Raw genomic sequence first — 11,424 nt, forward strand, 5'->3', positions numbered from 1 at the left:
CCCTGCCTCCTGAGGTCATGCGTCGATGAACTTGTCTCAGAAAGTCTGTGTCAACGTACCCTTCAATGAGTTCAAGCTTATTCAAGATCACGTCGTCGAATACCTGACGATTTAGGGTGAGCAGACCATGAATAAAGTTTGGACCCATATGGGCTTTTCCTCCTCGCCACTGGACAGCTTTTGGTAAAATACCTGCCATCCCACGGCGCAACACCATCCGACTCCATCCCTGGTAGAGTTTCTGCTCGGAAGGCAGTGCTAGACAGAATTCAAGTAGCCGCTTATCCATAAAGGGATGACGAGCTTCGAGGGAAAATGCAGCATTGTAGCGGTCGAGCTGCTCTAGAATGAGGGGAAATATACCTTGGCTTAGATTACGCCAGTGGTCTTCTCTGACTGTAAGTGATGGTTGATCTAATTTGCCCAGTGCGTGGATACGCTGATCAATACCAATGCGCTCAGCAAAGTTGCGGTTAACTAAAGGTGCAACAGGAGTAGCTGACTGGTTTTGTCTGCGCCACTTTCGCCAAAGTTGCTTGATTGCTTCCGGAACTAACGCCTTGAGTCCATGATTGAGCAACAGGTGCTTACGGGAGATGCCAAAACGCTTGTGAATCTGATGTACAGCTTTAGCAAAGGCAATCCACCGTAACTGCTTGGCGAGGGTTTTTAGGTGTAGGATACTGTAGTGTTTAATCAGGGCTTGGGGTGAGTTACCAAAATTTTCGGAAAATGCCTCAGCTTCCTGGACAAAAGCTTCCCATTGTCCTTGATGGGCTAGTTCTGTCAATCTAGACACACCATGAAACACGACATTATCGCCATCGAGACCATCTAAAACAATTCGCATCCCTGCTTGCTTAGCAGCTTGATTCAGTCGCCAAGGATAATGATGACTTGGACCAAGTAAGGCTTCGTCTTCATACTGCCAAATCTCGTCAACGTCTGACAGCGGACCAAACTGATCAGCATGAACATAGTGGGGAATTAGTCCACCCTGTTCTAAAACAGCATTGATGAAGGGACGTTCATCACATTCAGTGACTTTGTCAAAAATGTTGGAGAAGCTGTGGAGTTGAGCATCTCCTGCTTCAGCTAGTAGTTTCCTGGCTACACAAGTGATTGAGGAAGAATCTAATCCACCGCTCAAGTGAGAACCAATGGGAAAAGCACTACGGAGACGACAACGAACTGCTTCGGTAAAGATGTCACGAAATGCTTCAGCATAGGCTTCGTCAGAGTCTAAGATTAGCTCACGATTGGGGTCTAGAGACCAGTAACAGTTTAGCTCTATCCCTGACTGACTAACGACCATGGTGTGAGCAGGAGGAAGCCGCAGAATGTTGTCATAGGTGGTGATAACTTTGTCTTCCATCATCAGGGCGACATAGTCAGCCATCCTAACTTCGTTAAGACGCTTTGGTACGAAGGGTAAACAGAAGAGTGCTTTGATTTCGGAGGCAAAAATAAACCCTTGACCGGATTTGTGATAGTAATAGAAAGGCTTAACCCCAACATGGTCTCTAGCACAGAAGAGGATCTGCTTGTGCTTATCCCAGATAGCGAAGGCAAAGTCACCTAATAGTTTCTCTGGACACTGCTCTCCCCATTTTTCATAAGCGGCTAAGATCAGTTGGCTATCGGTAATTTTTTCTGCTGGACGGTCGTTCAACTCTAGAGCAACAATCAGTTCCTCTCGATTATCAATCCGAGCATCAGCAGTAATAACTAGATTTCTGGAGTGATTAACTAGAGGTAACTTTTCCAGCAGCGATTCAGGAGTAGTCCAAAGCATCCGATGACCGAGACCAACAGACCCCTGGCACCAGATATCTGCTCCGTCTGGTCCCCGGTGGGCAAGGATATCTAACATTTGCCCAATATTTTCCCGGTCTATTGGTTCTTGGTCGAGGTAGTAAATCCCCACAATGCCACTCATAGTTTGCCTCCTTTAAACGATGGTAGTGGAGTAAACCGTGAAAGGTCTTTGAGATAGCCGATCACAACTTGTCCTTGGTTTTCCACCCATGCATGAGCTTCTAATTTTCCTCCCTCCCCTTTGGCAACTCCAATTCTGAGTTGAGGGGAGTAACCACAGCGACTCATCAGTACTTGTGTGGTTAATGCTCTAGCTAAACACTTAACACCACCTGGCATGTAGCGACTGCTGAGATTAACAGCTCCGACAATTTTGCTTAGGTTAGTTTGGTTTACGCCTTGAGCTTGAGGTGATGGCTGACTGATTTTTGTTAGCAGTCGCCGCAATCTGTGAAATGGTAGTAACCATAGCCCTAGTCTGATTAATCCTAGTAAGATGAACGTGTTAATCACAAGTTGACGTTCTCTACTAGTAAGGCGCAAGAACTTACGCAACTGCTTCATCTTTTACCTCAATTAGCCCAACTGCTGCGAATTCTTGGAGTAATGCCAACAGATCGCGATCGCATTTTTCTGGCTCAACCTCATATTCTGCTAGCAGTGCATTCCGAATTTCGTCTAAAGTTTTCGGTTCCTGGATCAGATTCCAGATGCTAGCACCTACTGTATTCAAGCCATAATACACTCCGGACTTCATGTCGAGGATGATTGCCTCTCCTCCGAGATCAGAAGATAGTTGCTCTTGAGTTGCTACTACAATTGAAGACTTTGAGATAGTACAATCCAAACTCATGATTTTTTATTCTCCAAGTAATTATTGCTGTTATATAAAACTAGTGAGGGAATTATCTGATATTGTAATTAATGGATTGAGAGTAATTCCCCAGATTCCTATAGTTGATTAGCCATGACCCTTGCTGAAATTAGTCAAGTCATGGTATATTAGATACATAACTTGATTAGTTTGAGGAGTTAGTAGTGAGCTAGTTTCTCTAGTATTGCTTGCTCTCTTTTTGGTCGATAAGCCCGTTTATAAACGAGTTGTGAAAATTCATAACCCCAAATTCCTTGGTATTGCGGTCAGAATGACCGCGTGAGAGTTTGCCACCTATTTATAGTTGCTATAAGCAAATAGGCATTTAAATTTAAGCTCGATTCACTTGTGCAAAATCCGGCCTACTATCTCCCCATTTCTGCATCTCAATATCAGCCTATATTCACAATTTAAATGTCTAAATATTGTGTGAATAGTTTGTGAATATTGGTATTTATCAGATTGAATTACAGCATTTATACTGTTATGAATAAATCAGAATTGATAGGGACTAATACTAGTTAAAATTTTAGGTTTTTGATTTAATTTAACTGTAGCCTAATTCATGGGATAGTTAAACTAATTGTCGGAGATTTTAATAAAACTTTAATTCTTTATTGAATTAATAAAAAAAGATATCAAAATCTATCAATTATACCCTTGATGATGTAAATAGTAAAACTCTTTGTCTTGATTCAATAGCGAGTGGGGGAAACCACGGCAATAGCGAGTGGGGGAAACCACGGCAATAGCGAGTGGGGGGAACCCTCAAGACCGCGCTGCATCGCTTATGGGATAAAAGTAAATTTCCTAGGTTGGAGGTGGAGTTAAAGAGCGATCGCATTTTAATCCGATAGACAATCCCCCACACATTTGGAGCAACCTGTTGTAACATTGGTTCAGAGCCACCGAAATCAGCTGATGATCAATGCATAATTAACTCTAATTAACTCTTTGTTGTCATTACTTTAATTTTTCCTTGCCTTCAATTTAATGTTCTCTCCCTTCCAAGTAAATTCCGGACAGTTTTTCAGAAAAACTTTTGCTGCCATATCAGGTCAGGATAAGGTCAGTGAAGCTAACAGCCTATGGGCTACGCGCACGCTACGCCAACAGCTCAGGGTGTTTTTATTTGGGTTGTAAACACACGAATTGCTGAAAAAGCCATGCATACAAGAGGCAAAAGGCAAGAGGGGCAAGAGATACAGAGTGTTATTGAACAAGAAAAAAAGACCATACACGTTTACATCTGATTTGGAAATGCTATAACAGCCGTTAGCTTTGAGCTAGTGTTCTGGTAGCTGCAGTCGTAAATCAAAATCGCAAGTAGGAGCGCACGGTGTGCGCCCCTATGAGATAAGCAGGTTTGCTGACGAGTTTTGCGTCAGTCTTGACCTAGTGATACCGGAATATAAGGGGAATACCACCGCAATACCATTGAAAGGTCAGAGCATCAATCCAATCGACTGTCTCCAAACCTCTCCAACAGTTCCTGACGAGACAAGTTAAGCAGCACCTGAGTACGCTCTGTGATCGGCAACTGCATTAAAGGCTCAATGGTTCGGGATAATTCTTTATCAACAGTGCCAAACCGCCCTGCCAGTAGATTTTCCACCATCAGGCGCTGTCCCTCTAAATTGCCTTGTTCCTTGCCTTGTTCCCTTCCTTGCTCTAAGGTTTCTTCCCGCCAACGCAAATAAGCTGGTGATAAATTCATAATTAACTCCCTCTCGTCTTCAGTTAAATCTTCGCTTTCCTCTATTTTGATGCGCCAGTTGGCCAGAATCTCTAAGATGTTACCCCGTAAGGGGTGTCCGACCGGTAGTGCCAGCAACTCATTAATGGCTTGGCTTTGAGTCTTATCCCGTCCCAAAATTCTTAACCACAGGGTTTCTTCGGTAACAGGTAGCTGGTTAATGGCTACCAGAGCTGTGTTGAACCACTCAGGCAAAAAGTAAACTCCTGCAACCCAATCACCGGAATCACTAAGTTTTGCACCAAAGCCCTTCAACAGCTGGGCTGAACAGGACGGGGACAAAATCCATAAACAGGGTAAATCAGTTTCACTGATCGGGTTTTTCTCTCGTCGTGCTTTCCGCTGTAGGTCACTGTAGAGAGCAAACAACTTCAACAGGCAATTGCGCACTGCCATGATTCCTGTAGCATTGCGGAACGGTTCCAATAAACAGGCGGTTGATGCCATCTTACCGAGCAATCCGATTTCCTTTGGTGCTGTGGATTCAGAAGCTGTTGGTAGAAACCAAATATCCACTTGACGAACTTCAGTGGTTAGTTCTCGGCTGACTTCTACCTGACCGTGAGGTGTTAACAACTCCGTTAGATACTGTTTGGCAAATTGATCATGAGGCTGTCGGGTCATTAATCCTAACTCTTTGGGGTTGGTGTTAGTAGCCTTTCACCGATCAACTGACCAAAAACAGATCCCATGGATCTTGACATTTGAGACTTTTACCCCATAACCCAAGCTAGGGGCGCAAGGAAAGCCCCCCAGCCGAACTTATGACATCGAACTGAGGTCGAAATACCACCGCCATACCATTGAAAGGTCAGAGCATCAATCCCATCGACTGTCTCCAAACCTCTCCAACAGTTCCTGACGAGACAAGTTAAGCAGCACCTGAGTACGCTCTGTGATCGGCAACTGCATCAAAGGCTCAATGGTTCGGGATAATTCTTTATCAACAGTGCCAAACCGCCCTGCCAGTAGATTTTCCACCATCAGGCGCTGTCCCTCTAAATTTCCTTGCTCTAAGGTTTCTTCCCGCCAACGCAAATAAGCTGGTGATAAATTCATAATTAACTCCCTCTCGTTTTCAGTTAAATCTTCGCTTTCCTCTATTTTGATGCGCCAGTTGGCCAGAATCTCTAAGATGTTACCCCGTAAGGGGTGTCCGACCGGTAGTTCTAGCAACTCATTAATGGCTTGGCTTTGAGTCTTATCCCGTCCCAAAATTCTTAACCAGAGGGTTTCTTCGGTAAGCGGTAGCTGGTTAATGGCTACCAGGGCTGTGTTGAACCACTCAGGCAAAAAGTAAACTCCTGCAACCCAATCACCGGAATCACTAAGTTTTGCACCAAAGCCCTTCAACAGCTGGGCTGAACAGGAAGGGGACAAAATCCATAAACAGGGCAAATCAGTTTCACTGATCGGGTTTTTCTCTCGTCGTGCTTTCCGCTGCAGGTCACTGTAGAGAGCAAACAACTTCAACAGGCAATTGCGCACTGCCATGATTCCTGTAGCATTGCGGAACGGTTCCAATAAACAGGCGGTTGATGCCATCTTACCGAGCAATCCGATTTCCTTTGGTGCTGTGGATTCAGAAGCTGTTGGTAGAAACCAAATATCCACTTGACGAACTTCAGTGGTTAGTTCTCGGCTGACTTCTACCTGACCGTGAGGTGTTAACAACTCCGTTAGATACTGTTTGGCAAATTGATCATGAGGCTGTCGGGTCATTAATCCTAACTCTTTGGGGTTGGTTTTAGTAGCCTTCCACAGCTGGTTTGGCAAAAAACAGATCCCATGGATCTTGACATTTTAGACTTTTACCCCATAACCCAAGCTAGGGACCCTTGGCTTGCACCCCTATAAGCAAAATGATGTCTCAATCTGCCTTACAGCGGTAAGGGCAGAATAACTTACCCCAGCTGTTCCTTCTCCTGGATGAGTTGAATCTCCTACTAACCACAAACTTTTGCAAGGTGTGCGAGTAGCAAAGCCAAAGGGCCCAAAGGTAGGTATCCGTTGCCCTATCCCTCCGACAATGCCTTGTTCTCTGGCAGTAAAACGGGCAAAGGTGCGAGGGGTTGCTGCTTCTTGGTGAATGATGGTCTCTGGTGTTAAATCAAAGTATTGACTAAGACGTGCGATCGCATTTTCTGTATACTCTTCCTTTAAGCGGTCATAGTCTTGCTTGGCTCCCCGCCACCACATGGCAGCATCGGTAAAGGATGAGGCAGTAATCGTTGCTTTTCCCTCTGGTGCTCGTCCATCTCCTGGCTTACTAAGCGAAATAAACAAGGAATTATTCTCGCCAATTGGTCCATCGTAGTCATAGAGAAACTGAAGATGGGGAGGACAACCATCAGGAATTGCACGTTTATCTACCCCAAGATAGATGACAAACGCACCGGATGGTGAAGGTAACTTATCGACTCGATATTTATAGCCTGCCATCGAGGTTCCAGGGAATGTCTGTAGATTATTACCTAATAATTTGACTAGGTTTTGTACCGTAACATTGGCAACTACTTCATCCGCTGGTTCTGTCCAAACTTCCCCAGTTTTCTGATTGCGAATCCTCACACCAGTAGCTTTACCACCTGATGTTTCAATGGTTTCAACGGTGTGGCGCATGAGTAGCTTACCCCCCCATTTTTCCAGGGCTTCTACTAAGCGATCGCTTAACACTTGCATACTACCTTGGAGATGAAATAACCCTTGGGGTTCCTGAGAAACTCCTAAGGCTGTTGCAGCATACAACAGTGCTGTCTGATCAACATCCACTTGAGAATAAAGCTTGAGCTGCATATCCAGAAAGGTTTTCAGACGCTTATTGTCATATAAGCCATATCCTCGTAACCCATCCGCTACGGTCATGAAGGTAAAGGGTAGGGTAATTAAGGTATCCGGACGCACTGCTGAGGTTAGTTGCCACAAGTCCCATACATTCCGAGGTGGTAGCACTGGGTCACGGGATTGGAACTTCCAACTGGCATTGAATAAGGTTGCCATCAGTTGCCAGAAGGGTTCACTACCGGGAAACTGGCGTTGTCGTTCTCTTTTCCATTGCTCCGGGTTCCGCCAGATGTTAATTGGTTCGGTTTCACCAGGAAGAAATACCGCACAAGCAGGGTCACAGGGGGTAGAGGCTGGCAGGTCTACTTCCAGTTCATCAAAGATGCGTTTGTGAATGCCACCAGGTTCTAAGCCAGCTACCTGGGTCGCACCAACATCGAAGGTAAAGCCCCGGCGTTTGAAGGTAGAGGCGCATCCTCCTGGTACTAGGGCTTGGTCTAGTATTAGAACACGGTAGCCTCGGCGAGCGAGGAGTGCTCCAGCGGTTAGTCCACCAATTCCTGCGCCGATAACTACAACTTTCTGGGCTACTTTTTTCTGCGGGAATTCTTCCTTGGGGTATTCTACCTTACCTTTACCGCCCTGAGTGCTTACCATGCTGCTTTATTTGCATTTCTTAATGTTTCTTATCATAATTCTACCTTGAGTCATGGTCTTTGGGAGTGGGGAATCGGGAGATGGGGAGATGGGGTGATGGGGAGATGGGGTGATGGGGAGTATGGTGTTATCGTGGCTAATCCCGATTCCCGATTCCCGATTCCCGATTCCCTGTTCCCGATTCCCGATTCCCGATTCCCGATTCCCGATTCCCGATTCCCTTTGCTATATCAAAAACGCGATATCAAACCGAAAGATTACCATTAATAAATAGTGGTCAATTAGTGATTAATTTAATGACTTCCAGTTTGCTCAATACTCCCTCCCTCAATGCTCCGACTGTTGAAAGGCTACCGAATGGGTTAACCATTGTGGCGGAGCAGATGCCTGTTGAAGCTGTCAATCTGAATGTTTGGATTAATGTCGGTTCCGCAGTGGAATCGGATCAGATTAATGGTATGGCTCATTTTCTGGAACATATGGTGTTTAAGGGCACACCAAAATTGCAAAGTGGTGAGTTTGAGCGGCTGATTGAGCAACGGGGTGCTGTAACCAATGCGGCTACAAGTCAGGATTACACTCACTATTACATCACTACAGCTCCTAAAGATTTTGCCGAGCTGGCACCATTACAGCTAGAGGTGGTACTCAATCCCAGTATTCCTGACCATAGCTTTGAAAAAGAGCGAATGGTAGTTTTGGAAGAAATTCGCCGTTCCCAGGATAATCCCCGCCGCCGCACCCATAGATGGGCAATGGAAACTACCTTTGACCAGTTACCCTATCGACGTCCTGTGCTTGGACCTGCCTCGGTGATTGAACAACTCCAGCCTCAGCAGATGCGTGACTTTCACGGTAGGTGGTATCAACCAGGGTCTATGACTGCGGCAGTGGTGGGGAATTTGCCAGTAACGGAATTAATTGAAATTGTCACCAATGGATTTAGTCAAGCACAGCCAAGGGCGATAGAACATAGAACAAACCTTACCCCTGAAGCAGCTTTCGACAACATTGTCCGTCGGGAGTATGTGGATGAGTCTTTACAACAAGCGCGGCTGGTGATGGTTTGGCGGGTGCCTGGTATACCTGAGTTGAAGGAAACCTATGCTTTGGATGTGCTGGCAGGAATTTTAGGACGAGGTCGTATGTCCAGGCTATTTAGGGATTTGCGAGAAGAACGGCAACTGGTTACTCAAATTGGGGTTAGTAATATCACTCAGCGGCTGCAAGGGGTGTTTTATATTTCTGCTAAACTGCCAGCTGAGAATTTGGCAGAGGTGGAAAATGCGATCGCAAACCATATCCATCGGTGTCAGACAGAATTGGTATCAGACTCAGAGATTGCTCGGATTCGGACCAAAGTCGCCAATCAGTTTATCTTTAACAACGAAAAACCAAGCGCTCGCACCAGTTTATATGGTTACTATTACTCCCAACTAGGGGATTTAGAACCAGCACTGAATTACCCTAGTCATATTAAATCAGTTACTGCTGTTGATATCCAAAAGGCTGCACAGCAGTATCTGTCTCCCCATGGTTATGGTATTGTGATCGCAAAGGGAACAGGGAACGGGGAGTAGGGAATCGGGGATCGGGAATCGGGAATCGGGAGTCGGGAATCGGGAGTCGGGAATCGGGAGTCGGGAAAAAATTCTGTGTACCTCATAGCTATGAGAAACGCTATGGTGGTTAGTTGGTTTTGAGTTGCTTTTACAATCAACCGTCAACGGTCAACACATTCCTTTTTTGCTGAATTGTTGGTGAATTCAAAATTATCTATAGCATTTATCCTACTATCCTACTTATAAGGTATAGTCAATTTTATTCCTCCTACTCCCTACTCCCTACTCCCTACTCCCTGCTCCCTACTCCCTACTCCCTACTCCCTACTCCCTACTCCCTCTATGTGGAAAGAAATTGCTGACCAGATCAGCCAAGTCACTGGTGAAACCTTTGAGATTAACCAGCGCCAATCTGTTGGTGGTGGTTGTATTAATCAGGGTTATGCTCTGGTAGGTAAGACTAATAAGTATTTTGTTAAACTCAATTCTGCTTCTCAAGTCTATATGTTTGAGGCCGAAGCCCTCGGTCTCAAGCAGATGGTGGCAACCCAGACAATCCGAATCCCCAAACCAATTTGCTATGGCACTGCCGTCGATTGTTCTTATATTGTCTTGGAGTGGCTAGACCTTGGTGGTGGTAACAGTACCGAGTCTTGGGTAAAAATGGGACATAACTTAGCAGCCATGCATCAGGCTACTCCCCCCCAAGCTTCAACCGATATGGATAAGTTTGGTTGGAATCAAAATAATACGATTGGTTCGACACCACAAGTAAATCAATGGATGTCGGATTGGGTAGAGTTTTTTGTAGAGTATCGCCTCGGTTATCAGTTTCGGCTAGCACGGCGTCGCAGTGGTCATTTCCCGAAACAAGACCAATTACTGGCAGTAGTTCCTAAATTACTGGATCATCAGCCTCAACCTTCGTTAGTACATGGTGATTTATGGGGTGGTAATGCGGCTATTACCATGGCGGGAGAACCAGTAATTTTTGACCCAGCTACTTATGTAGGCGATCGCGAAGTTGATATTGCTATGACCGAATTGTTTGGTGGTTTCCCAGCAGCATTTTATCGAGGCTATAACGAGGTGTGGCCTTTAGAGCAAGGTTACAAACGGCGGAAAAACCTCTATAACCTTTACCACATCCTCAATCATTTTAATCTCTTTGGTAGTGGTTATGAATCCCAAGCTAACCGGATGATTGATCAGATTTTGAAAGATTAATTCTAATTAATTTGGCTCTCAATAATCTCCTCAATCATTGCCTCCAATTCACCCGTAGGAAGATTGAGGTCATCCAGTGTTACCTGAAATTGGACATAACGTTCATCTAGATCAAAAGCTTCTTCTAGGAAACCACCAAATCCACGGGCTCGTTTGTCTATTTCTAGGAAAACTTCTAAGTCTTCTGAGTAGAGAGAAAAAATGATTTCCAATTCATCCAAGCTACCCTGATACTTACCCATCGGTCGAAACTCGAACTCTTGGACGAATGGATATCTACCCCCGAAGTGAGTATTGTACTGACAATCCACTTCATGAAGTTGAAAGCCAAGGTTTTCTAATGCCTCAAATACCGCTTGCATTAACGGGTGTGGATGTACTTCAATGTAATCGGTGTCTTTGGGGTCAACGGCAATGGGTATATCTAAGCCGGTACGTAAATACACTGGTTGGCTGGTTAATGTCAGTGGTGTTTCCTCTGGCAGGGGAAACGAAAATGGAATAACTATCTCCTCTTTTGCCTGCAAGTTGAAGCGTTCCGAGAGGCGATATTGCATTAATATGCATTCCTCTGTGATTGAGGTATCTTCTTCTTCCCGCAAGTATTCCGTAACCACATAAATATAAATATCATCAATTTTCTGGGAAACATCTCCCCCAGTAATATAAACTTCCCCTTCTACCATTTCCCCAGGAGCTAGGGAATCAAAGTACAAACGTGTATCTACCTTTGCTGCTCCAATGCC

Annotated in this window: 12 protein-coding genes; 4 read left to right on the plus strand and 8 right to left on the minus strand. The window is 45.1% G+C overall.

The window, feature by feature from the left end:
- From F6K49_RS29315 to F6K49_RS29325, 3 genes are all read right to left on the minus strand, one after another.
- On the minus strand, positions 1–1,939 hold a 1,939-nt coding region (locus F6K49_RS29315), incomplete at its 3' end, for a lasso peptide isopeptide bond-forming cyclase (RefSeq protein ID WP_293102292.1).
- Entirely contained in the window at positions 1,936–2,382 is a 447-nt protein-coding gene (locus tag F6K49_RS29320; RefSeq protein WP_293102295.1) for a lasso peptide biosynthesis B2 protein, read from the minus strand. The genes F6K49_RS29320 and F6K49_RS29315, both read right to left, overlap by 4 nt.
- Complete coding sequence (locus tag F6K49_RS29325; protein ID WP_293021189.1) at positions 2,366–2,671, minus strand: PqqD family peptide modification chaperone; 306 nt, start codon at positions 2,669–2,671, stop codon at positions 2,366–2,368. The genes F6K49_RS29320 and F6K49_RS29325 overlap by 17 nt, the downstream gene beginning before the upstream one ends.
- Positions 2,672–3,685: 1,014 nt before the next feature.
- Here F6K49_RS29325 and F6K49_RS29330 point away from each other — a divergent pair.
- On the plus strand, positions 3,686–3,835 hold the full coding sequence (locus tag F6K49_RS29330) for a hypothetical protein (protein ID WP_293102298.1): 150 nt from the start codon (positions 3,686–3,688) through the stop codon (positions 3,833–3,835).
- Between the two features lie 310 nt (positions 3,836–4,145).
- Here F6K49_RS29330 and F6K49_RS29335 read toward each other — a convergent pair whose 3' ends face one another.
- From F6K49_RS29335 to crtD, 3 genes are all read right to left on the minus strand, one after another.
- Positions 4,146–5,072 carry a hypothetical protein gene (locus tag F6K49_RS29335; RefSeq protein WP_293021185.1) on the minus strand — a complete coding sequence of 309 codons (927 nt, stop codon included), beginning with the start codon at positions 5,070–5,072 and terminating at the stop codon, positions 4,146–4,148.
- A gap of 195 nt (positions 5,073–5,267) precedes the next feature.
- Entirely contained in the window at positions 5,268–6,170 is a 903-nt protein-coding gene (locus F6K49_RS29340) for a hypothetical protein (protein ID WP_293071663.1), read from the minus strand.
- Positions 6,171–6,299: 129 nt separating this feature from the next.
- Complete coding sequence (crtD, locus tag F6K49_RS29345) at positions 6,300–7,889, minus strand: C-3',4' desaturase CrtD (protein ID WP_293021183.1); 1,590 nt, start codon at positions 7,887–7,889, stop codon at positions 6,300–6,302.
- Positions 7,890–7,934: 45 nt separating this feature from the next.
- Here crtD and F6K49_RS29350 point away from each other — a divergent pair, with 45 nt between their 5' ends.
- Together F6K49_RS29350 and F6K49_RS29355 are read left to right on the plus strand one after the other, a co-directional pair.
- Positions 7,935–8,156 carry a hypothetical protein gene (locus F6K49_RS29350; RefSeq protein WP_293071656.1) on the plus strand — a complete coding sequence of 74 codons (222 nt, stop codon included), beginning with the start codon at positions 7,935–7,937 and terminating at the stop codon, positions 8,154–8,156.
- 29 nt (positions 8,157–8,185) lie between these two features.
- On the plus strand, positions 8,186–9,469 hold the full coding sequence (locus F6K49_RS29355; protein WP_293102304.1) for a pitrilysin family protein: 1,284 nt from the start codon (positions 8,186–8,188) through the stop codon (positions 9,467–9,469).
- Here the strand turns inward: F6K49_RS29355 and F6K49_RS29360 are convergent.
- Positions 9,427–9,555, minus strand: a complete 129-nt coding sequence (locus F6K49_RS29360) for a hypothetical protein (RefSeq protein WP_293071654.1) — start codon at positions 9,553–9,555, stop codon at positions 9,427–9,429. The genes F6K49_RS29355 and F6K49_RS29360 overlap by 43 nt on opposite strands.
- A gap of 238 nt (positions 9,556–9,793) precedes the next feature.
- Here F6K49_RS29360 and F6K49_RS29365 point away from each other — a divergent pair, with 238 nt between their 5' ends.
- The gene (locus F6K49_RS29365; protein WP_293071653.1) at positions 9,794–10,678 is read left to right on the plus strand and encodes a fructosamine kinase family protein; all 885 of its coding nucleotides are present in this window, start codon (positions 9,794–9,796) and stop codon (positions 10,676–10,678) included.
- A 2-nt stretch (positions 10,679–10,680) separates the two neighbouring features.
- Here the strand turns inward: F6K49_RS29365 and F6K49_RS29370 are convergent.
- Positions 10,681–11,424, minus strand: a 744-nt coding sequence (locus F6K49_RS29370; RefSeq protein WP_293102311.1) for a sporulation protein, incomplete at its 5' end; no start/stop codon positions are given.

This window comes from Moorena sp. SIO3I6, assembly GCF_010672095.1.

Excerpts from the sequence above, each read along its gene's own strand:
- F6K49_RS29320 (WP_293102295.1), bottom strand. The coding sequence starts at position 2,382 with ATGAAGCAGTTGCGTAAGTTCTTGCGCCTTACTAGTAGAGAACGTCAA.
- F6K49_RS29325 (WP_293021189.1), bottom strand. The coding sequence starts at position 2,671 with ATGAGTTTGGATTGTACTATCTCAAAGTCTTCAATTGTAGTAGCAACT.
- F6K49_RS29330 (WP_293102298.1), top strand. The coding sequence starts at position 3,686 with ATGTTCTCTCCCTTCCAAGTAAATTCCGGACAGTTTTTCAGAAAAACT.
- F6K49_RS29335 (WP_293021185.1), bottom strand. The coding sequence starts at position 5,072 with ATGACCCGACAGCCTCATGATCAATTTGCCAAACAGTATCTAACGGAG.
- F6K49_RS29340 (WP_293071663.1), bottom strand. The coding sequence starts at position 6,170 with ATGACCCGACAGCCTCATGATCAATTTGCCAAACAGTATCTAACGGAG.
- crtD (WP_293021183.1), bottom strand. The coding sequence starts at position 7,889 with ATGGTAAGCACTCAGGGCGGTAAAGGTAAGGTAGAATACCCCAAGGAA.
- F6K49_RS29355 (WP_293102304.1), top strand. The coding sequence starts at position 8,186 with ATGACTTCCAGTTTGCTCAATACTCCCTCCCTCAATGCTCCGACTGTT.
- F6K49_RS29360 (WP_293071654.1), bottom strand. The coding sequence starts at position 9,555 with ATGAGGTACACAGAATTTTTTCCCGACTCCCGATTCCCGACTCCCGAT.
- F6K49_RS29365 (WP_293071653.1), top strand. The coding sequence starts at position 9,794 with ATGTGGAAAGAAATTGCTGACCAGATCAGCCAAGTCACTGGTGAAACC.